The sequence below is a fragment of the Serratia sp. (in: enterobacteria) genome (assembly GCF_051654945.1).
GTDB lineage: Bacteria > Pseudomonadota > Gammaproteobacteria > Enterobacterales > Enterobacteriaceae > Chania.
Genome location: NZ_JBOFZA010000081.1, coordinates 128,729 through 150,450, shown reverse-complemented (window position 1 = coordinate 150,450; position 21,722 = coordinate 128,729). Strand labels below are relative to the sequence as shown.

General features: G+C 52.9%; 16 protein-coding genes. 5 read left to right on the top strand and 11 right to left on the bottom strand.

What is annotated here, in order from left to right; all coding sequences use genetic code 11:
• Positions 1–293 precede the first annotated feature (293 nt).
• Together ACRDCA_RS17080 and chaA are read left to right on the top strand one after the other, a co-directional pair.
• A complete protein-coding gene (locus ACRDCA_RS17080) occupies positions 294–1,112 on the top strand; it encodes a siderophore-interacting protein (protein ID WP_438690608.1) in 819 nt (272 codons plus the stop codon).
• Positions 1,113–1,421: 309 nt separating this feature from the next.
• A complete protein-coding gene (gene chaA, locus ACRDCA_RS17075) occupies positions 1,422–2,522 on the top strand; it encodes a sodium-potassium/proton antiporter ChaA (protein WP_248947091.1) in 1,101 nt (366 codons plus the stop codon).
• Positions 2,523–2,569: 47 nt separating this feature from the next.
• Here the strand turns inward: chaA and lpxO are convergent, their stop codons facing one another.
• From lpxO to ACRDCA_RS17060, 3 genes are all read right to left on the bottom strand, one after another.
• Complete coding sequence (gene lpxO, locus ACRDCA_RS17070; RefSeq protein ID WP_438690607.1) at positions 2,570–3,472, bottom strand: lipid A hydroxylase LpxO; 903 nt, start codon at positions 3,470–3,472, stop codon at positions 2,570–2,572.
• Positions 3,473–3,922: 450 nt separating this feature from the next.
• A complete protein-coding gene (locus ACRDCA_RS17065; RefSeq protein ID WP_438690606.1) occupies positions 3,923–4,486 on the bottom strand; it encodes a phosphatase domain-containing putative toxin in 564 nt (187 codons plus the stop codon).
• A gap of 63 nt (positions 4,487–4,549) precedes the next feature.
• Positions 4,550–5,278: a GntR family transcriptional regulator gene (locus ACRDCA_RS17060; RefSeq protein ID WP_438690605.1), complete on the bottom strand. Its 729-nt coding sequence runs from the start codon at positions 5,276–5,278 to the stop codon at positions 4,550–4,552.
• A 252-nt stretch (positions 5,279–5,530) separates the two neighbouring features.
• Between ACRDCA_RS17060 and ACRDCA_RS17055 the strand changes: the two genes are divergently transcribed.
• Positions 5,531–6,883 (top strand): class-II fumarase/aspartase family protein, encoded by a 1,353-nt coding sequence (locus tag ACRDCA_RS17055; protein ID WP_438690604.1) that lies wholly within the window; start codon positions 5,531–5,533, stop codon positions 6,881–6,883.
• A gap of 30 nt (positions 6,884–6,913) precedes the next feature.
• A complete protein-coding gene (locus tag ACRDCA_RS17050; RefSeq protein WP_438690603.1) occupies positions 6,914–8,338 on the top strand; it encodes a DASS family sodium-coupled anion symporter in 1,425 nt (474 codons plus the stop codon).
• Positions 8,339–8,601: 263 nt separating this feature from the next.
• Here ACRDCA_RS17050 and ACRDCA_RS17045 read toward each other — a convergent pair whose 3' ends face one another.
• The 8 genes from ACRDCA_RS17045 to putP form a co-directional block, all read right to left on the bottom strand.
• On the bottom strand, positions 8,602–9,081 hold the full coding sequence (locus ACRDCA_RS17045; RefSeq protein ID WP_438690602.1) for an Hcp family type VI secretion system effector: 480 nt from the start codon (positions 9,079–9,081) through the stop codon (positions 8,602–8,604).
• 52 nt (positions 9,082–9,133) lie between these two features.
• Positions 9,134–9,550, bottom strand: a complete 417-nt coding sequence (locus ACRDCA_RS17040; RefSeq protein ID WP_438690601.1) for a hypothetical protein — start codon at positions 9,548–9,550, stop codon at positions 9,134–9,136.
• Complete coding sequence (locus ACRDCA_RS17035) at positions 9,547–10,218, bottom strand: hypothetical protein (RefSeq protein ID WP_438690600.1); 672 nt, start codon at positions 10,216–10,218, stop codon at positions 9,547–9,549. Before ACRDCA_RS17035 ends, ACRDCA_RS17040 begins: the two co-directional genes overlap by 4 nt.
• A 519-nt stretch (positions 10,219–10,737) precedes the next feature.
• Complete coding sequence (phoH, locus tag ACRDCA_RS17030; RefSeq protein ID WP_021180979.1) at positions 10,738–11,526, bottom strand: phosphate starvation-inducible protein PhoH; 789 nt, start codon at positions 11,524–11,526, stop codon at positions 10,738–10,740.
• A gap of 611 nt (positions 11,527–12,137) precedes the next feature.
• Positions 12,138–13,433, bottom strand: coding sequence for an iron uptake transporter deferrochelatase/peroxidase subunit (efeB, locus tag ACRDCA_RS17025; RefSeq protein WP_438690599.1), 1,296 nt, complete (start codon positions 13,431–13,433; stop codon positions 12,138–12,140).
• Between the two features lie 11 nt (positions 13,434–13,444).
• Positions 13,445–14,581, bottom strand: a complete 1,137-nt coding sequence (gene efeO, locus ACRDCA_RS17020) for an iron uptake system protein EfeO (RefSeq protein ID WP_438690598.1) — start codon at positions 14,579–14,581, stop codon at positions 13,445–13,447.
• Positions 14,582–14,599: 18 nt separating this feature from the next.
• Positions 14,600–15,445 carry an iron uptake transporter permease EfeU gene (efeU, locus tag ACRDCA_RS17015; protein WP_438690597.1) on the bottom strand — a complete coding sequence of 282 codons (846 nt, stop codon included), beginning with the start codon at positions 15,443–15,445 and terminating at the stop codon, positions 14,600–14,602.
• 241 nt (positions 15,446–15,686) lie between these two features.
• Positions 15,687–17,165 (bottom strand): sodium/proline symporter PutP, encoded by a 1,479-nt coding sequence (gene putP, locus ACRDCA_RS17010; RefSeq protein ID WP_438690596.1) that lies wholly within the window; start codon positions 17,163–17,165, stop codon positions 15,687–15,689.
• Positions 17,166–17,724: 559 nt separating this feature from the next.
• Between putP and putA the strand changes: the two genes are divergently transcribed.
• Positions 17,725–21,699: a trifunctional transcriptional regulator/proline dehydrogenase/L-glutamate gamma-semialdehyde dehydrogenase gene (putA, locus tag ACRDCA_RS17005; RefSeq protein ID WP_438690595.1), complete on the top strand. Its 3,975-nt coding sequence runs from the start codon at positions 17,725–17,727 to the stop codon at positions 21,697–21,699.
• The last annotated feature ends 23 nt before the right edge of the window (positions 21,700–21,722 follow it).

The window sequence follows — 21,722 nt, the reverse complement described above, 5'->3', positions numbered from 1 at the left end:
TTTATTTTCACCTACCCGATGTAATAATGACCATATTCTTTTCTGGCCCCCCAATCAAGTTCCCACACAGATTAAATGTGAAAAAGTATTTGTACCCACAAGCAATAATAATAATAGACGTAAAAGTTTACTCTTCACCTGTGTTTTGTTAACAGAGAGCGGAGTTTTAACCGCAAAAAAATACAATCCGACCGGATGAGGTCGCTTGGCATGATGTGCCATGCCAACCAGCAAACAATTCTCATTATCAGATGGCATGATATACTGCCCGCAGAATGATAAAGGAGAGTCCCGTGACAACCGAAACCCCACGCAGCCGCGCCCCCTATTTGATCGAAGTCGCCCGTTTACGCGACATCACACCGCACCTGCGCCGCATTACCTTCAGCGCGCCAGACTTGCGTTATTACCCGGCCGAAGCCGCAGCCGCCCATATCAAGGTCTTCTTACCGCTCGCAAATCAAACGCAACCAGACCTGCCGACGCTCACCGAGAATGGCCCGGTCTGGGCCGCCGATGCCGTACGTCCAATAGTGCGTACCTACTCTATTCGTGCCGTTCGCCCGCAGCAGGGTGAGATTGATATTGAGTTTGCCCTGCACGATCACAGCGGGCCAGCAGTGAACTTTGCGCGCCAGGCCAAGCCAGGGGATAAAATTGGTATCAGTAATCCTGGTGGCCCCAAGCCAATGCTGCCAACGGCCGATTTTTACTGCCTGGCAGGCGATCCTTCTTCGTTACCTGCCATCGCCGCACTGCTGGAAAACCTGCCTGCACGTAGCGAAGGCCACGCCTTTATCCGCGTCGATACCCCAGCGGACGTTATCGAGCTGCAAAAACCTGCCGGCGTTGAACTAAGCTGGATCATTGGTGGCACGGAAAAAACGCCCGATCTCATCACCCAATTCTGCACCCTGCCCCTGCCGCAAAGCGGCACCCAGTTCTGGTTGGCTGGTGAGGATCGGCTGGTGGTGGAACTACGTCGCTACCTGCGTCGGGAGCGGCAATGTGATCGTAATCAGCTTTATGCCGTCCCTTACTGGCGTGAAGGGCTAAATGAAGAGGGTTACCACCATAAAAGGCACGAGATCATGGATAACATTGATTCCTGATCACCATTATCTGCCTTATTTTGCGTGAAAAACGCCGGTTAAAAGCCATTTATAGGCGTTTAAGCCGTAATCTCTGATTTTTTACGTAAAAGTAAGTAAATAAAACCGCATCCAATGCGGTTTTTTTGTTACTCTTATCACATAAAGCAAAGTTTTGCTTTCTAAAAACTAAACATAACATCACATTATTACTCGGCGTCATACGCAGAGTGTATCCTATTATTATTAACAACTTTCTGGATACGCTGACCCTATCTGCAGGTGAACAGCGATGACGGGCCACGCAGTTTGAGAAGGAGATGTACCGTAATGAAGTCGCACAACGATCCTGGCCGATCCAAATCTCGCCACACAGAGTACTCCCTGATTTTTCCTATCGCCGCGCTGGTGGTGCTTAACCTATGGAGCGGTACCAGCAGTTTCCCACTTATTGTTGCTATCAACATCATCGCCCTGGTTGGTATCCTTAGCAGTGCCTTCAGCGTGGTACGCCATGCCGACGTTCTGGCCCACCGCCTGGGTGAACCCTACGGCTCGCTGATCCTCAGCCTGTCGGTGGTGATCCTGGAAGTGAGTCTGATTTCAGCATTGATGGCAACCGGCGACGCGGCCCCGGCTCTGATGCGCGATACGCTGTATTCCATCATCATGATAGTGACTGCCGGACTGGTTGGGGTTGCCCTGCTGCTCGGCGGGCGCAAGTTTGCCACCCAGTACGTAAACCTGGGCGGCATCAAACAGTACCTGATGGCGATTTTCCCGCTGGCGGTGATTGTGCTGGTGTTGCCAAGCGCTTTGCCGGGCGGCAATTTCAGCGTAGGTCAATCTCTGCTGGTTGCGGCCATCTCGGCGGCGATGTATGGCGTGTTTCTGCTGATCCAGACCAAAACTCACCAGAGCCTGTTTGTCTATGAACACGAAGATGATGATGGTGACCCGCACCACGGTAAACCCTCGTCACACAGCAGCCTGTGGCACGCGGCCTGGCTGATCGTGCATCTGGTTGCGGTTATTGCCGTTACCAAATTCAACGCCAATCCGCTTGAGGGCTTGCTCACCAAGCTCAACGCGCCAACCCAGTTCACCGGTTTCCTGGTTGCGTTGTTGATCCTGTCCCCGGAAGGGCTGGGTGCTCTGCGTGCGGTATTGAACAATCAGGTGCAGCGCGCCATGAACCTGTTCTTCGGCTCAGTGCTGGCGACCATTTCACTGACGGTGCCAGCGGTAACAATTATTGCTACCCTGACCGGCCAGACGCTGATCTTCGGCCTACAGGCACCGCATATGGTAGTGATGCTGACGGTGTTGATCTTGTGCCATATCTCGTTCTCTACTGGCAGAACCAACGTGCTGAACGGCACCGCGCATCTGGCGCTGTTTGCCGCTTATATGATGACGATATTTGCCTGATCCCAGACAAAACAATCAACGGGGCGCAGATTTGTGCCCCGTTCTCTTTATAAGGAGAAGAAAATCAGTGCAGCGATCCCGCCAAACAGCAACCATTTGATCAGGTAATATCCCGTCTTGTTCCAGGCTTTTAATCGTTTGCCAACCTTACGGATAGCGTAGATATATTTGAACACCCGATTGACGCCGCCGGTGCGATCGCCCTCCTCGTTCGGTGCCGTGGCCGCACTCATCAAATTACGCCCCAGCCAATGATTCACCGCCTGCGCCCAACGATAACGCATGGGGCGTTCGATGTCGCAAAACAGGATCAGCCGGTTTTGCCCGCTCTGGTTCTCGGCATAGTGCAGATAGGTTTCATCAAACATCACACCTTCCCCGTCACGCCAGCTGTAGCGTTCACCATCCACCTCAATAAAGCAGCGGTCATCGTTAGGGGTTATCAGCCCCAGGTGATAACGCAATGAACCGGCATAGGGATCGCGATGGCGTGGCAAGCGGCTGCCATGGGGCAATTCGGCAAACATGGCGGCCTTCACCGAAGGCATGCTGCGTAGCAACGCGGTAGTTTGCGGGCATAGCGCCATCGCCGAAGGGTGATTATCCTCATACCATTTCAGGTAAAAGCGTTTCCATCCGGTTTTAAAAAAGGAGTTGAAGCCGGCATCGTTAAACTGGTCCGACGCCTTGATTTGCTGGATCGCCATCAGCTGCTGCCCTTCCTCACGAATGGTCTGCCAGTTGTCGCGCAGCGTGACCAGATCGGGGAACTGCTCTGGTTGCAGATATGGCGTGGTTGGCACGCGTGAGAACAGATACATAAATACGTTCAGCGGCGCGGTAAAGGTAGAGTGGTCGGAAAGTTGCCGCCAAAAAGGATAACGAACGCGGCCGCGATAATGAATGTAAATCACACATAAAATCAATAGAATCAGAATGATATATTTCATGATGACTTCAAAGCTCCCAAATACAACAGTCGGTGTACCCAGCACTGCGCACTGCGCACAACCCAAAAATTCCTAAATCTGCGTTAAGTTCGGTTTTAACGGCTGGAAGACACCAATAATTAACATTATTAATGTTAAATGATATACAAAAAACCACACTAATTTACACAAAGCGTAAACGAGAATGAGATTTGCTCTGAATAAGGATGGGAGACGGCGTAGTGGTCTGGTCATTGAGATCGCCCCTCACCTCAACTCTCCCACAGGAGAGGGAGCAGATCCGCAGTTGTGGTCAGGTGACGAGTCTGTCTGGGACGCTTTCCAGGGCTGGAACCTTGGCGCAAAAGCCTGCCTGTGGCACGTTCGGTCCCCTCGCCCTTTGAGTGAGGGTCGGGGTGAGGGGAAGATCGCTACTGCCAATGCTATTAACTGCTATAAAATCTCTCATTTTTACAAATGGTTATCAGCAAAAACTCGCTGCCGTATCTGGCTGATATCGACATTGGCAATATAGCGCGCAATCCCGGCATAATAGTTTTCATGATAACCATGCTCCGGCTTTCTCAACTCGGCCAATGCCGCAGGCTTGGCCGCATTTTCAAACACCAGACGATACATTGCGACCACCAGCCCGGTACGATCGCTACCGTGCCAGCAGTGAACCAACACCGGTTTCTGGGCAAAACGAATTTCTCTCAGCGCCCGCACCACAACATCATCATTGATCACAGCGGCGTTGATCGCTACCCGGCGCAGGATTAGCCCCGTGCCTCTGGCTTCGCTATCGTCATTATTCCACTGACGCAGGTTGAGTACGGTTTTGATGCCCTGCTGCTCGAGCGTATGCATTTGAGAGGCAGAGGGCTGTGAAGAGCGGTAAAGTTCTGGCGAGACCTGATGGTAGTTTTCTGGCGTCGTTGCACTTACCGAGGCGGCAAAACTCCCCATCAGCAGCATTGCGCTCAGTAACCACGGTTTACCCACACTCGGCCATCCATGCTGCATATCATCCATAATATTGCCTCTGCTTTATCCTATTGTTTATGATAAAAAATAGTACGATTGTCTGGTTTCACTCTACGCTTGTGGTCTGAGTACGATCGAACAGGCGTATCTGTCCGCCGGGTGGATCGAGATAGTCGTTTCGAACGTTTCACCGTTACGGTCAACATACCGGCGAACAATTTTCAACGCCGGTGAACCGGGCTCAACGCCAAGCACCTTGGCAATTTTGGCAGGCACTCCCACGGCCGTGATGGTCTGGCGTACTTCTTCACTTTTGACCCCGTAGTGCTGTTCAATCAACACGCTGATCAAGGCGTAAGGATCGCTACGCACCAAGCGACGTATTTTGTCGTAGATTGGGCTGGTGTAACTGTCTGTCCAGCAGATCGGCGCATCTTTCTTTTCGCTGTCTTCACGGATACTGGCAATATGCAGCCAACGGGAACCGGGCGAACAACCGATCACCTGTGCCAGATCGTGATCAACCACCACCTCATCAATTTTTTTAACCACTCGCAGGTTATTGGTGGCGAGAACAAACAAATCTTCCAGATAGGCCATGGGGTGATTCAGGGCATTGTTCGACTTTTTCTCCGCCACTATCGTGCCAATCCCCTTACGTCTGACGATCAACCCCTGTTCGGTGATATCACGCAGCGCTTCGCGGATCGTATGACGACTAACCTGATACAGCTCGCATAACTCCATTTCAGGGGGCAATAACGCGCCTACCGGATATTGACCCGACGCAATACTTTCAACCAGTTCGCGTGCAATACGTTTGTAAAGCGATTCTTTCATAGCTCTCTACCCCTGGCTCCCGGCAAAAATTTCCTGATCCGTATCACAAAACCAAAACTAAATAACCCGACTTAATGTCCGGACATTATATATTGTCCGGACATATGAAATGTACGGACATTTGAGCCTGTCAGCACAGCAAAAACATACATGCGCTTGATTTTCGCTCAATGCGCTGTGCCCCTAATTGTCGACGCATGGCATATGAAACAGATCTTACCTTACCACTATTCTTCCATTGAGGGAGGCATCATGGCTTCTAATGTTCTTGATTCTATTCTGTTTCGCGATTCATTCGGCACCCCGGAAATGCGGGCTATTTTTGATGATCGCGAATTGGTTCGCAAGTACGTTGAGGTAGAGATTGCCTTGGCGAAGGCCCAAGCAGCCTGTGGAGTGATACCACAGGAAGCCGCGGAAGAAATTAGTGCTCGCTGTAATGCTGATACACTGGACTTTGAACTACTTCGCCATGAAACCGAAATCGTGGGTTATCCCATTCTGCCACTGGTGCATCAGATAGCAAAGCAGGCTGGAAACTCGGGCGGGTATGTTCATTGGGGGGCAACTACCCAGGATATTATGGACACCGCAGTGGTACTGCAAATCCGCGATGCCTTTGAGTTGATTGAAACCGATATTGACCAATTGCGCAGCATCCTCACCGACATGGCTTTACGCTACCGAACAACCCCAATGGCCGGGCGTACTCACCTGCAGCAGGCCTTGCCGATCACTTTCGGTTATAAAGCAGCAATCTGGCTCAACATGTTTGATCGTCACGCCGAGCGTCTGGCTCAGGCTCGCCCACGCGTGTTGGTTGGCCAATTTGCCGGGGCAGCAGGGACTTTGGCTTCGCTGGGTGACAAGGGGTTGGAGGTCCAGCACGCCATGATGCAAGAACTCGGGCTGGGAACCCCTGTTTCCACCTGGCATGTGGCGCGTGACGGCTTTGCCGAGGCCGTGAATCTGCTGGGGCTGATCACCGGTTCACTGGGCAAAATCGCCTTTGACGTGATGCTGATGGCCTCTAACGAATATGGCGAGCTGTATGAACCGTTCGTCAAAGGACGCGGCGCCAGCAGCACCATGCCACAAAAACGCAATCCTATTTCTAGCGAACTGATGCTGGCCTGTGCCAAAGGCGTTCGCCAGCAGGCTGGGTTGATGCTGGATGCCATGGTGCAGGATCTGGAGCGTGCTACCGGCCCGTGGCATGCCGAGTGGATTGCCATCCCAGAAAGTTTTGTGCTAAGCGCCGGGGCGCTCAAGCAGGCGAAATTCATGTTGGGTGGCCTGATTGTTGATGAGGCGGCAATGGCAAGAAACCTGAATATGACCAAAGGGTTGATCGTGGCCGAGGCCGTGATGATGGGGCTGGCCCCCTATATCGGACGCCAGGATGCCCATGATGTGGTTTACGACGCCTGCCGCATCGTCAATGAAAACGGCGGAAATCTCGCCGATGTCCTCAATGCAATGCCTGCCATTACCAGCCGTCTGGAGCCGGAATTGATTAAACAACTCACTGACCCGGCCAATTATCTGGGCATGGCACCGCAGATGGTGGATCGGGCAGTGAAACATTCAGCCCAACAGGGCTAAAAAACTCAATCCTTTCATAAGGAGATGATTATGTCAGCCGAATCATCCAACAGAAATAAAAAGATTGTCGCTGCACTAATTCCAATATTGTTGGGCGTGATTATCTGGCTTTGCCCAGTGCCAAAAGGATTAACTCCGCAGGCCTGGCAAATGTTTGCCATCTTCGCTGCCACCATTGCCGCCATATTGACCCAACCGCTGCCCTCCGGGGCAGTCATGCTGGTGGCGCTGTGCGTGACGATCTTTACCAAAACCCTGACCGAAGCCCAGGCTTTATCCGGCTTTGCCAGCGGTACGGTATGGTTGATCTTCTGTGCTTATATTCTTTCACTGGGATTTGTAACATCAGGCCTGGGCAAACGTATCGCCTATAAAATGCTGTCGATGTTTGGCGGCAGCAGCCTCGGAATTGCCTATTCGCTGGGGGTTTCCGATCTGATTATGGCTCCCGCCATGCCATCGGTCACGGCCAGATCGGGGGGAATTATCTTTCCCATCGCCCGTTCGATTAATGAAGTTCTGGGCTCGGCACCCGGCGTGAGCGGTAAAAAAATCGGTGATTTTCTGATTATGGTTTGCTTCCAGTTCACACCGATCACCGGTGCTATTTTCCTGACCGGGATGGCGGCAAACCCGTTGGTGGGCAGCCTCGCCAAAAGCTCGCTGGGCGTGGAAATTACCTGGGGCGGTTGGTTCGTTGCTGCCGTAGTACCGGCGATGGTGTGTTTTTTGCTAATGCCACTGCTGGTGTATAAAATCCTCGATCCAGAGCTTAAAAAGACGCCTGAAGCCAAACAGATGGGGCATCGTGCTCTGAACGAGTTGGGGGCTATGTCCGGCACTGAGAAAAAAGTGGCGTTGGGTTTTGCCTTGGCACTGCTAGGTTGGGGAACCAGTTTGCTGACTGGGCTATCCGCGACCACAGTAGGCCTGGGCCTGGCCGCTTACCTGTTTGCCACTCAGGCGGTAAGTTGGAAGGATCTGCTTAAGGATCAGGCCGCCTGGGATACGGTGATTTGGTTCAGCGTGATCATCAGCCTGGCTGGTGGGCTTTCCAGCCTCGGTTTTATCAGTTGGATGACCTCCCAGTTGCAAACTTCCATCAGCGGTTTTGGTGCCATGCAGACGTTTGTGATCCTTGGCGTGCTGTATATTTATGTGCACTATCTGTTCGCCACAGCGTCCGGCCATGTCGCTGCGCTATATGCTCCGTTTGCCGCCACGGCCATCGCTGCCGGCGCACCGCCGATGATGGTGGCCATCTGCTTTGGTATCTTCAGTAATCTTATGTGGGGAAATACCGAATATGGCGGTGGTCCTGGCCCTATCTACTTTGCTCAGGGTTATTTTGAACGGCCACGCTTCTATAAAATCAATTTCTGCGTAGTGACCATCAATGTCATTCTGATCTTTGTTGTCGGCCTCGCCTGGTGGAAGTTGTTGGGATATTATTGAGTTATTTCGTAGGTTCATATCCGTCTGGATTATTAAAAACTCTTGCTAAAAAAGGCCATCGAAGTGATGGCCTTATAAATCAGGTAAAGTTCCAGCAAAACCTGGTGGTAGTTCTCTGGGGTTGTCGCCCACACTGAGCTGGAAAAATGACCAACTAACAACACCACGTTTTCCCGATGCTATAAATACCTACCGTGACCATTTCCTAAATGATTTCTACGTTGATTATTATCAGTATTATAGCCATTGTGCCGACGATTCACTCAATAAACGTTGTCAGACCAAATGCTATAACCTGAGGTTCCTGCCGCATGGTGTTTCCAGGTAACACTTTGGTATTTCACTGAAACCGATTCGTAGGGTTGGGCATCGTTATGGGTTAAAGAGTTTGGATAATGACTGGAGAAACCGACGATTGTCGCGCCCGTAATTTCTATGCTGTAATATAGTTCCAGGGTTCCATCGGTAGCCGTTCGATAAAAATCAAAACGCAGCGTTAGTGACTCATTATTGGTGATCGAAATACCAAACAGGGGCGATGACTTATCGATTGCCTTGATAAAATCGATAGGCTGATGGTTTACATTCTGCTCACGCGTAAGGTCATGATCAAATGAGAAAACAAAAATTTCATCCTCATGCCCTGCCTGATACCTGTTGCCTATCGAGGCATAGGTCGAGCACCCAGCGGAAATCAAACCCTGTGTACGCCCTTTTACTGTTAAATAAATCAGGTTTGCCATAATGGTTTCCTTAAAGTTAACTATTACAATATCCGCCATCCGGAATTAGCTGTTATTTCGCTTCCTTAGAGAAGGATAAGATTAAGCACTCTTCCCCTCCCCGTAGGCTCGTCCTGCTCAGAAAAAAATACTCATCACCACGCTTGGGAGGATTGTCCCAAGTATATCCTGTACTGAAAGTTTTTCCCGTACCTTTAACATATGAAAGTAACTTGGCATAGCCTTCATCGATATTGCTTACCCCACAGGTGTACATGATACTTTCCTGCGGGTCAGACTCATCACTGGGTCCATACTCAAAGTAATAATCCTCTGACAATCTTGGAGCATTCTTTATTTCCGAAAACGTCAGAAGATAGTATTTAAAGAGATCTTTATCGGTGTAAGTGATGTTAGGCATAGTATATAACCAAGCAAAGTAGCAAAAAGCAGAAAACACTATTGTGATAAAAGCTAGCATCGTTTTCATTTCAGCCCCAATATCATGCTAGCATCAATTGTATTGATGACCAAATCATTCTCATAAGAAGAAAATGGTTTGATAGAACAAAGATAGGATGGAAGCCCCTTTTTATAAGGGTAGGCATTATTGGGAAACCGTTCAGGGTCAGGGAAAATAATCGCTTTTAACTCATTGTTTTTATACCGCCCAACAGGACCGTAATAATCCCATATCTTCCGTGCATATTCCTTTGGTTTTGGGCGAATGAGTGCCATGTAGTTACGAGGAAGAACAACGGAGTAAAAACCTAGCAGATTTGACACCAAGTCTTCACAACTGAAGCCACTGTCAGTTACACGGGAAAACAAAGCATTTGATTGCAACCCTTCGAACTTTAGCGAAACATAGAACATCATGGAAAGCGCAATGGAACGTTTGGTCTCTATCGACAGTCCCTTCTTTACTTTCCATTGTGCACGAATGCCAGTACGGACATTGACGCCAACATATTTCCCGCCCATTGTCTGGGAGTAGTTAACCAGAAAGTAATCTTTTAGCAAGGGATTGGCTGGCTCACTAAGCAGTTGTGCCCATAGCGCTCTGGCATCCCCACCTTGAGCATGCCCTTTATCAATCCACCCAAGATGCTCAGTATAGATTAATCGACCTTTTTCTATGTCTGCCCTTGTTGTCATCGCTCTAACTCCCGTCAGGTTCAGCCTTATCCCTGTTAATAGCAGTATTACTATACATTAATAATTATGTCTATACTCAAAAATCCATGAGCCACACGCTACTCATTTAATTATTTTAAAATCAATTTATTATAAAAAATACGCAGTATTTAAACTATTAACCATTGAGTAAGCAAATAAACTAAACATCATCAATACTTAATTTTTATTGCTTGTTTAGCTTGACCTGCAAGACCAGAAGGACCTCAGTCGCAATCTAGCCCGCGCAGGATATGCACGCATAGAGTAGAGCATGAACTATGCCCACTTTGCTCCCGACTTTCTGCAAGATGCGATTGCCTACAATCCATTAAAGGGGAAAGCATGTATAGAGCGTCCACATAGTGTCCACACTCGAGCAGTCTTTAAGGGTTTACAGATGCCTATAGCGCGTCTTAACTGATTTTTTTTGAAGGGTTTCACCGTAGTTTGAGGCGTGAAAAAGGCCACCGAAGTGGCCCTTGTAGAGATAGAGAAAGCTTAATCGTAGGCATTAAGCGTGCGCTGGCACAGCGCAGAGCGCACACAGTCCTGTTTATCGAAGCGAATAATGCCGACCATCTCGTCCTCTTCGAAGCGCTCCAGCGCGTCGCTAAGGCCGGATTTCACGCCGCGTGGCAAATCGCACTGGGTAATATCCCCGTTAACGATCACCGTAACATTCTCGCCCAGGCGGGTCAGGAACATCTTCATCTGGCTGGCCGTGACGTTTTGCGCCTCGTCCAGAATGACCACCGCATTTTCGAAGGTACGCCCACGCATATAAGCGAAAGGCGCTATTTCAACCTTGCCGATTTCCGGGCGCAGGCAGTATTGCAAAAACGACGATCCTAAACGGCGTAGCAGAATGTCATACACCGGCCGGAAATAAGGGGCGAACTTCTCAGAGATATCCCCCGGCAAAAAGCCGAGATCTTCATCCGCCTGCAGAACCGGACGGGTAACGATAATCCGATCCACCTCTTTATGTATCAGGGCTTCAGCTGCCTTGGCAGCACTGATGAAGGTTTTGCCGCAGCCGGCTTCACCAGTGGCAAATATCAACAGCTTGTTTTCTATGGCTGATAAGTAATGACCTTGAGCTTCGGTTCTAGCCTCGATGGTAGAAGTATCCCGGCTGTCACGCGCCATGCCGATAGATTCCACACCACCCATTTGTACCAGCGAGGTCACGCTTTCTTCTTCACGCTGGCGATGACTACGTGCGTCACGACGAATGACGCGTTTGGCTTCACGACGTGCTTTGATCACTGCTTTCTGTCTTCCCATAGTGGCACCTTACAGTTTGTTTCACCTACCGCAACGGCAGTCGAAAACCGCGCGATTATGTTACACACGTATTAGGTTGTGGCCCCTTTAAAGCCATTGGATGACGTGAACAGCCGTTCACAGGAAAATGTGATTTGTGTAAAACAGGAGTGTGTGTCAGCCGGATTAATGCGCAAGGAAAGCCAAGAGTCGGTCAGAAATTGAGAGTCGTAGAGAGAACCCTCGTTACAACGAGAAATCAGGGAAGGTCTGTTATTTGTTCTTTGTAGCCCAACCAAGGACTTTACCATTAGCGATCCCCGCAGTGATATTTACAGCATTGAGCTGTGCACCGTGTGAAAACTACCGCCAGATGATTACAGTATAATGACATTCAACCGCGCCGCGTTGCTAAAATGTAAAAATTTTTAATATTTTTTGTTTTAACTCGCTGCAACACCACTATATCAAAGCGTAAATGACTTGGCATTAAATTATTTTATTAATAAATATCAACTAGTTAATATTCACATCGCCGAATGACATTCAGGTTTCCGGATTAAAATTTGAGCAAACAAAAAAAGCGCAGCCTTTGCGCTACGCTTCTTGTTCTTACCGGCAGTTTTAACGTCTCAAGCCTGCAACAAGCCGCTGGCCAAATAATCACCACTGCTCTTGGCACCCGGTAGCACAAAGAAATACCCGCCGCCGATGGGCTTGACGTATTCCTCCAGCGCTTCGCCGTTCAACCGTTTTTGCACCGTCAGGAAGCCCTGCTCCAGATCGGCCTGGTAACAGACAAACAGCAGGCCCATTTCCAACTGGCCAGAATTGGAGACACCCAATGAATAGCTGTAACCACGGCGCAGCATCAGGCTGCTCTGGGTTTGCGGCGTACGTGGGTTAGCCAACCGAATATGGGCATCCATTTTGATCTGCCTGCCTTCCGGATCCTTGGCATAATCCGGTTCGTCGTGTTCGTGTTTCATCCCCAGCGGCGCACCGCTGTGTTTTTCACGACCGAAAATGGTTTGCTGCTCCTGCAATGGCGTACGATCCCAAAATTCGACGTGGAAACGAATGATACGTGCGGCCTGATAGCTGCCACCGACGGCCCAGGCTGGCTCCCCTGCCTTAGCACCGACCCACACCACCTGGTCCATTAACGGCTTATCGCTGGTTTTTGGGTTGGCCGTACCGTCTTTGAAGCCCAGCAGGTTAATCGGCGTTTCTTTGCCCCGGCTACGTGCCGAGTGTGCCGAGATAAAACCTTCCCGCTTCCAACGTACGCTGAGTAGATCCGGCGAATGCTTGATGATATCGCGCAGCGCGTGGATCACCGTTTCATTGGTATTGGCACAAATTTGCAGCAGCAAATCACCATGACACAGGGAAGCATCGAGTGAATCGTTGGGAAAACGCGTCATGGTTTGCAGATGCAGCGGCTTCTGCGCCTGTAAACCAAAGCGCTCATCAAACAGCGAGGTGCCGACGGAAACGGTAATGGTCAGATTATCGGGGTAGATTTCCGGCCCCATGATGCCCGAATCCAACGGTGGCAGCTTGGGATCGACCTCCGGTGCCTTACCACCACTGGTGAGGAATGCGATACGGTTGGTCAGCAGGCGAAACAGTCGTTCAAGATCCTGCTTGTTGGTCGCCAGCACGTCGAAAGCCACCAGCATCATGGCCGCCTGCTGCGGCGTCAGGATCCCGGCTTGATGCTGGCCGTAGAACGGCTGTTTTTGCCAGCGTTCGTCCTGCGAGGTAGCCAGCTGCTCTTCAGCAGCCCGGGCCAGCGAAGGCCCCGCCAACGCCAAAGCTCCGCCCATCATGCCCAAACCTTGCAACAGCCGCCTGCGCGATGGCAAAGCGGCCTGCTTATCCTGAGGAAACGGCCCGTTATGCGGGCCGGTCTTGTGATTCATTATGCTCTGCCTTAATCCAGACCCAGCACGCCACGCAGCTGTGACAAGTCTTCTGCCAACGTGGTGATCGGCCCTTTCATCGCGTTACGATCCGCCGTGGTCAGCTTCTCGTAGGATTCATAACCGTGTGGAGTTTTATACTTGGCCAGGATGGTATCCACGGTTTTAAAGTTGGCGTCGATCTTCGCCAGCAGTGGCTGATTGGCCTTTGCCAACAGCGGGCGCAGCAGGTTCACAATCTTCTGTGCGCCATCGACGTTAGCCTGGAAGTCCCACAGGTCGGTACGGCTGTAGCGATCTTCTTCACCGCTGATCTTGCTGGCCGCCACTTCTTCAATCAGGCCCGCCGCACCACCCACTACCTTGCTTGGTGGGAAAGTCAGCTCAGAGATGCGTTTTTGCAATTCCAGCGTGTCTTGGTACAGACCGTCGGCATACTCATTCATGCCTTTGGTGGTGTTGTCGGCAAACAGCACTTTCTCCAGGCGGTGGAAACCGGTGAATTTCGGATCTTCGGCTTTCTTCTCATAATCGTCTTCACGGGCGTCGATGCTGCCGTCCAGATCGGAGAACAGCTCGGCAATCGGTTCGATACGCTCATAGTGCTGACGCGTTGGCGCATAAAGCTTACGCGCCAGGGCCACGTCACCGGCTTTAATCGCATCGGTGAACAGCTTGGTCTGCTTGACCAGCCCTTCAACTTCCTTGGTGACATAAACCTTATATTCGGCAATGGGGCCAACCAGATCCATCGCGTTAGGCTTACCATCGGTTGCTGCACCGGCCGCCGCCGTGACGACAAGCTTGCCTTTAGGGTTGCTCAGCAGCCCGCAAGTCATGTCATATTCGCCCGGTTCCAGGTTCGCGGTCATTTTCTGGGTGAAGCCCGGCGCGATGTTTTCACGCTCTTCGACCACCATCACCCCTTTGAGGATTTCCCACTCAAGGTTTTTCTGGCTGGTGTTCTTCACCACGAACTGGGTTTTACCGGCAGGCAGAGTCAGCTGCATCGGCTCGCACTGTTTGTCGTTAACGGTCACTTTAACCTGTGGGACATCCGCCGCCAGCGCGTTGAGGCTCAGCGCGAAAGCGGGAACGGCCAGTAATGCAGCGTGCAACGCCTTGCGGCGAAATAACGGAGTAGACATACGGTATTCCCTATTAAATTAGTGAGGAGTCTTGCGCTGCACCGGGATCGCTGAGGACTCCGTACGCTGCGGCAGGAAAAAGAAAATCAGAGCAGGGATCAGATACAGGAAATAGACCGCGACTTCACTGACCGATGGCGCTTCCTGATAGCCGAACATCCCTTCTAACAGGGTGCCCAGCAGTGAATGCGTAGATAGCTGGTTGCTGAAGTCGAAAGCGATATCCTGGAAGTGGTTCCACAGCCCGGCCTCGTGGAAGGCGCGGATCGCCCCGGCTGCCAGGCCCGCAGCCACAAACAGGATAAACAGGCTGGTCCATTTGAAGAATTTGGCCAGGTGCAGCTTGATGCCGCCCCAATAGATCAGCATGCCAACCACGATGGCGCACGCCAGGCCGAGCATCGCACCGATTGGCGCGGCAATACCCACGTCCTGCTGGAACGCAGCCAACAGGAAGAACACCGACTCCAACCCTTCACGAGCGACGGCAAAAAACACCATTGCCACTAATGCCCAGCCTTGCCTCTTGCCCGAGTTGAGCGCGTTATCGATCGCTCCTTCAAGATGCACCTTCACCGAGCGGGAAACCTTGCGCATCCAGAACACCATATAGGTCAGGATGCATACCGCCACCACCGCCACCAGCCCTTCGAACAGCTCTTGCTGTTTTTGCGGGAACTCGCCGGTGGTTTCATTGATGAAGATCCCTAGCGCCAGGCACAGCGCCACGGCGACGATCACCCCAATCCATACCACACCAAGCCATTGACCGCGTTGAGTCCGCTTCAGATAGCTGGCGATCAAACTGACGATCAGCGCAGCCTCCAGCCCCTCACGGAACATGATAAGGAAAGGAACAAACATAGAATATTAACCCCTGAAAAGGCGCTTGCAGTCAGCCGCTGGCGCTGGATCGACCGAGGCCACGGCTATGTAAAGAAAAGTAAACCAGAACGATAGTGATTATCATTCTACTGAAAAGAAAAACAAGAGGCGGAAGTGTGATTTTTATTAATCAAATGTCGCTAGTTGTTACAGCTTGGTGAGAAGAGTGAGGGGCGAAGAGGATCTCTCCCCGCTTTAACAGGGAGAGATGTAGGCGAATTTAGACCGTTTTAAACTCGGCTTCTGCCAGATCAAAACGCTTGGTGATGGTGGCCGAAGGTTGGCGACCCATCAGGCTGACCAACACGATGGCGATACTGCCAAATACGAACCCAGGGATGATTTCATACAGATCCAGCCAGGCATACTGCTTCCAGACGATCACGGTGATCGCTCCCACCAGCATACCGGCCAGCGCACCGTTACGGGTCATACGCGACCACATCACCGAGATCAGTACCACCGGACCAAATGCGGCACCAAAACCAGCCCAGGCATAGCTTACCAGCCCCAGCACGCGGTTCTCCGGGTTTGCCGCCAGGGCAATCGCTACCAACGCGACCACCAGCACCATCGCGCGCCCTACCCACACCAGCTCACGCTGGCTGGCATTTTTGCGCAGGAAGGCTTTGTACAAATCTTCGGTGATGGCACTTGAACACACCAGCAGTTGGCAGCTCAGGGTACTCATTACCGCCGCCAGAATGGCCGACAGCAAGATCCCGGCAATCCACGGGTTGAACAGCAGCATGGCCAGTTCGATAAACACCCGCTCGCCGTTTTGCGAAACGTTGCCCGCCTGCTCCGGATTGTTGGCAAAGTAGGCGATGCCGAAGAAGCCCACCGCGATAGTCCCAGCCAGGCAGAGGATCATCCAGGTCATGCTGATGCGGCGCGCGCTACGAATAGTGCGATGGGAGTCTGCCGCCATAAAGCGCGCCAGGATATGCGGCTGACCGAAGTAGCCCAGACCCCAGCCCAGCAACGACAGGATCGCCACCAGATTCAGCCCTTTCATCATATCCAGATTGGCCGGGTTTTTCGCCGCGATCACCAGCATTGAGCTGTCGATGCCGCCCACGGCCAAGATCACAATCACCGGCGTCAGGATCAGCGCAAAAATCATCAGGCTGGCCTGCACGGTATCGGTCCAGCTTACTGCCAGGAACCCGCCGATAAAGGTATACAGGATGGTAGCGGCCGCCCCGGCCCACAGCGCAGTGGCGTAAGTCATGCCGAAGGTGCTTTCAAACAGACGCGCCCCCGCCACAATGCCGGAAGCGCAGTAGATGGTGAAGAACACCAGGATCACGATGGCGGAAATCACCCGCAGCAGTTTGCTGTTATCTTCAAAGCGGCTGGTGAAGTAATCCGGCAGCGTCAAGGCATTGTTGTTGGCTTCGGTATGCACGCGCAACCGCCCCGCCACCAGCTTCCAGTTCAGGTAAGCCCCGATGGTCAGCCCGATGGCGATCCAGCTCTCCGAAATGCCGGAGAGGAAAATCGCGCCCGGCAAGCCCATCAGCAGCCAGCCGCTCATGTCGGAGGCGCCGGCGGAGAGCGCAGTGACTACGCTACCCAGGCTACGGCCACCCAGAATGTAATCGTCGAAGTTGTTGGTAGCCCGGTAGGCTAGCAGCCCAATTACCACCATCCCAAGAATGTAGACCACGAAGGTCACCAGCATAGGTGTGTTCATTTATCTTAAACTCTCCATTTTTTATTCCCTTTCCCCTTTCAGGCCACCGCGTCATGGGCAGCTTGTTGAAAGTTATCGGGTATTTTTATGTCAGTAATTTCACCCGCCAAAACGCCGGAACGGGGCGCATTGCGATGACGGCGGGCAAACAGTGGTTGAACCCATCATGATCTGAACGCTGGCTATCCTAGATGACGCGGTCAATAACCAACAAGACATTTAACAATAAACTCACACAAAACTCACCCCAGGTCACACTTATTCCCTGTCACGGTTGCACACTTCCAGCCCGGAATGAGTTGCACCTCTTACTTAACCCTGATTTATACAGGGAAATTGTCGCTTTACTGACCAAAATCCTGTGTCAAAGCCTGAAATCTCTGGATTGCAGGATGTTAAAAAACCGCGTGAAGTCACAATTCGTAATCGGCCAGATTTAACAAGGTTGCACAAAGTTGCAACATGCAGGATATTGTCGGCATCAATAACCTCATTACTCTACGGAACGCCCCCGATCTGGCCGATTGGCAGGGGTTCCAAACACAGGAGCTGGATTGGCATGGGCACTACCACAATGGGCGTAAAGCTCGATGAAGCAACCCGCGATCGCATCAAGAGCGCAGCACAACGGATTGACCGCACGCCGCACTGGTTAATCAAGCAGGCTATTTTCAATTATCTTGAACGTCTGGAGAGCGGTTCCGATCTGCCAGAAATTCCGACGTTGGCCGCTGCCAGCCAGGCAGAAGACGTGGAGGAGGTTACGCCACAGGTGCCTGAAGAGTCCCATCAGCCGTTCCTGGAGTTTGCCGAACAGATCCTGCCACAGTCTGTAAATCGTGCGGCCATCACCGCCGCTTACCGTCGCCCGGAAACCGAAGTCGTGCCGATGCTGCTCGAGCAGGCGCGTTTACCCGCCGATCTGGCGCAGGCTACTCATAAATTGGCCTATGGCATTGCCGAAAAGCTGCGTAACCAGAAGAGCGCCAACGGCCGTGCCGGTATGGTGCAAGGGTTGCTACAGGAGTTCTCACTCTCTTCTCAGGAAGGGGTGGCTCTGATGTGTCTGGCCGAAGCGCTGCTGCGTATTCCAGACAAACCAACGCGCGATGCGTTAATCCGCGACAAGATCAGCAACGGTAACTGGCACTCTCACCTCGGCCGCAGCCCTTCGCTGTTTGTCAACGCCGCGACCTGGGGCCTGCTGTTCACCGGCAAGCTGGTGTCTACCCATAATGAAGCCAATCTTTCCAACTCACTGAACCGCATCATCGGTAAACGTGGCGAGCCGTTGATCCGTAAAGGGGTCGATATGGCGATGCGCCTGATGGGCGAGCAGTTTGTGACCGGTGAAACCATCGCCGAAGCGCTGGCCAACGCGCGCAAGCTGGAAGATAAAGGTTTCCGCTACTCTTACGACATGTTGGGTGAAGCTGCACTGACCGAAGCCGATGCGCAGGCGTATCTGGTTTCCTATCAGCAAGCGATCCACGCCATCGGTAAAGCTTCCAATGGCCGTGGCATCTATGAAGGCCCCGGCATCTCGATCAAACTCTCGGCGCTGCACCCACGTTATAGTCGCGCTCAGTACGATCGCGTGATGGAAGAACTCTATCCGCGCCTGTTATCTCTGACGTTGCAGGCACGCCAATACGATATCGGCATCAATATCGATGCCGAAGAAGCCGATCGCCTGGAGATCTCTCTCGACCTGTTGGAAAAGCTGTGCTTTGAGCCGCAGTTGGCCGGTTGGAACGGCATCGGCTTTGTGATCCAGGCTTACCAGAAGCGCTGCCCGTTCGCCATCGATGCGGTGATCGATATGGCCAGCCGCAGCCGCCGTCGCCTGATGATCCGCCTGGTAAAAGGCGCCTACTGGGACAGCGAAATCAAGCGCGCCCAGATGGATGGCCTGGAAGGCTACCCGGTGTATACCCGCAAGGTGTACACCGACGTTTCCTATCTGGCCTGCGCCCGCAAGCTGCTGGCGGTACCGAACCTGATTTACCCGCAGTTTGCCACCCATAACGCCCACACCCTGAGCGCCATCTATCATCTGGCGGGCAATAACTACTATCCGGGCCAGTACGAATTCCAGTGCCTGCACGGTATGGGAGAACCGCTGTACGAGCAAGTGGTAGGTAAAGTGGCCGATGGCAAGCTCAACCGCCCTTGCCGTATTTATGCGCCGGTCGGCACGCATGAAACGCTGTTGGCCTATCTGGTACGCCGTCTGTTGGAAAACGGGGCCAATACCTCCTTCGTTAACCGTATTGCCGATGCCACCCTGCCGCTGGACGAACTGGTGGCCGACCCGGTCAGCGCAGTTGAGGCCATGGCCGCCAGCGAAGGTCGTATCGGTTTACCGCATCCGCGCATTCCGTTGCCGCGTGAGCTGTACGGTGAAAAACGCGTCAACTCCAGCGGGCTGGATCTCTCTAACGAACAACGATTGGCTTCGTTGTCCAGTGCCCTGCTCACCAGCGCCACGCAGCAGTGGCGCGCAGAGCCGATCATCGATGCCGCGTTGGATCAAGGGGTGGAGCAACCGGTGATCAACCCTGCCGAACCGAGTGACATTGTCGGTTACGTGCGTGAAACCACCGAAGGTGAAGTCAGCCGGGCATTAGACGCCGCCGCCGCTGCCGGGCCGATCTGGTTTGCTACCCCTCCAGCCGAACGTGCCGCCATTCTGGAACGTGCAGCAGAGTTGATGGAGAGCCAGCTGCAAAGCCTGCTGGGGATCCTGGTGCGCGAAGCGGGTAAAACCTTCAATAACGCCATTTCCGAGGTACGCGAAGCCGTTGATTTCCTGCATTACTATGCGGGTCAGGTGCGCGACGATTTCGCCAACGACAGCCATCGTCCGTTAGGCCTGGTAGTCTGTATCAGCCCGTGGAACTTCCCGCTGGCCATCTTTACCGGTCAGGTTGCCGCCGCCCTTGCTGCGGGTAACAGCGTGCTGGCAAAACCTGCCGAGCAGACGCCGTTGGTCGCAGCCCAGGCGGTACGCATCCTGCTGGAGGCTGGTATTCCTCAGGGCGTGTTGCAACTGCTGCCTGGCCAAGGTGAAACCGTTGGCTCCCTCTTGGTCAACGATGCTCGCGTACGCGGCGTGATGTTCACCGGCTCGACTGACGTGGCGGGCATTCTGCAACGCAACATCGCAGGCCGCCTGGATCCTCAAGGCCGTCCGACTCCGCTGATTGCCGAAACCGGCGGTTTGAACGCGATGATCGTCGACTCTTCCGCCCTGACCGAACAGGTAGTGACCGACGTCGTCGCCTCTGCCTTCGACAGTGCCGGGCAACGCTGTTCTGCCTTACGTATCCTGTGTGTACAGGAAGACGTGGCGGAACACACTCTGCAAATGCTACGCGGAGCGATGGCCGAATGCCGCATGGGCAACCCGGAACGCCTGTCTACCGACATTGGCCCGGTGATCGACGCCGAAGCCAAAACCGGTATTGAGCGTCATATCCAGGCCATGCGTGCCAAAGGCCGCAAGGTTTATCAGGCAGCCAAGAGCCTGGGGGATGACGAGAAGGAGTGGTCTCGCGGTACCTTTGTGAAACCAACGCTGATCGAACTGGAAAGCTTTGACGAACTGCAAAAAGAGATCTTTGGTCCGGTGCTGCACGTGGTTCGCTTCCAGCGTGCCAACCTGGGCGCGTTGGTCGATCAGATCAATGCCTCTGGCTATGGCCTGACGCTGGGGATCCATACGCGTATCGATGAAACCATCGCCAGAGTGACCGACCACGCCAAGGTCGGTAACCTGTACGTTAACCGCAATATGGTCGGTGCAGTGGTAGGCGTTCAGCCGTTTGGCGGTGAGGGCCTGTCCGGCACCGGGCCGAAAGCCGGTGGCCCGCTCTATCTGTACCGTTTGCTGGCCAGCCGCCCACAGGATGCCGTGCAACGTACGCTGAACCGCCAGGATAACGAGCGTCCTCTGGAGGCAACCGTGCGCCCTGCACTGCTCGCACCGCACCAAGCTCTGGAGCAATGGGCAGTGGCGGAGAATCATCGCGAGTTGGCCGTTCTGGCACAGCTTTACGCCGAACTGGGTCAGGGAGGTACCGTACGCCCACTGCCAGGCCCTACCGGGGAACGCAACACGTATGCCCTGTTACCACGCGAACGCGTGCTGTGTCTGGCAGACAACAATGCCGATGCGCTGAACCAGTTGGCCGCCGTACTGGCAGTTGGTAGCCAGGTGCTGTGGCCGGAAGCCGAATTGCAGCGCACGCTGTATCGTAGTTTGCCAGCCGCCGTTCAGGCACGGATCGGTTTCACCAAGGACTGGGCACAGGATAAGGTCGAGTTTGATGCGGCCATCTATCACGGCGATGCGGATCAGTTGCGCACGCTATGCGAGCAAATCGCCCAGCGCAGCGGTGCCATTGTCTCGGTGCAGGGCTTCGCACGCGGTGAGACCAATATCCTGCTGGAACGGTTGTTGATCGAACGCTCGTTGAGCGTCAACACCGCCGCCGCCGGGGGCAACGCCAGCCTGATGACGATCGGTTAACCACGGGTTTTCGATCGACTACG

Bases quoted from the DNA above. Each gene is read 5' to 3' on its own strand.
- efeO (WP_438690598.1), bottom strand. From the start codon at position 14,581: ATGTCTACTCCGTTATTTCGCCGCAAGGCGTTGCACGCTGCATTACTG.
- efeB (WP_438690599.1), bottom strand. From the start codon at position 13,433: ATGAATCACAAGACCGGCCCGCATAACGGGCCGTTTCCTCAGGATAAG.
- efeU (WP_438690597.1), bottom strand. From the start codon at position 15,445: ATGTTTGTTCCTTTCCTTATCATGTTCCGTGAGGGGCTGGAGGCTGCG.
- phoH (WP_021180979.1), bottom strand. From the start codon at position 11,526: ATGGGAAGACAGAAAGCAGTGATCAAAGCACGTCGTGAAGCCAAACGC.
- putP (WP_438690596.1), bottom strand. From the start codon at position 17,165: ATGAACACACCTATGCTGGTGACCTTCGTGGTCTACATTCTTGGGATG.
- putA (WP_438690595.1), top strand. From the start codon at position 17,725: ATGGGCACTACCACAATGGGCGTAAAGCTCGATGAAGCAACCCGCGAT.
- ACRDCA_RS17035 (WP_438690600.1), bottom strand. From the start codon at position 10,218: ATGACAACAAGGGCAGACATAGAAAAAGGTCGATTAATCTATACTGAG.
- ACRDCA_RS17040 (WP_438690601.1), bottom strand. From the start codon at position 9,550: ATGAAAACGATGCTAGCTTTTATCACAATAGTGTTTTCTGCTTTTTGC.
- ACRDCA_RS17060 (WP_438690605.1), bottom strand. From the start codon at position 5,278: ATGAAAGAATCGCTTTACAAACGTATTGCACGCGAACTGGTTGAAAGT.
- ACRDCA_RS17065 (WP_438690606.1), bottom strand. From the start codon at position 4,486: ATGGATGATATGCAGCATGGATGGCCGAGTGTGGGTAAACCGTGGTTA.
- ACRDCA_RS17045 (WP_438690602.1), bottom strand. From the start codon at position 9,081: ATGGCAAACCTGATTTATTTAACAGTAAAAGGGCGTACACAGGGTTTG.
- ACRDCA_RS17055 (WP_438690604.1), top strand. From the start codon at position 5,531: ATGGCTTCTAATGTTCTTGATTCTATTCTGTTTCGCGATTCATTCGGC.
- chaA (WP_248947091.1), top strand. From the start codon at position 1,422: ATGAAGTCGCACAACGATCCTGGCCGATCCAAATCTCGCCACACAGAG.
- ACRDCA_RS17050 (WP_438690603.1), top strand. From the start codon at position 6,914: ATGTCAGCCGAATCATCCAACAGAAATAAAAAGATTGTCGCTGCACTA.
- lpxO (WP_438690607.1), bottom strand. From the start codon at position 3,472: ATGAAATATATCATTCTGATTCTATTGATTTTATGTGTGATTTACATT.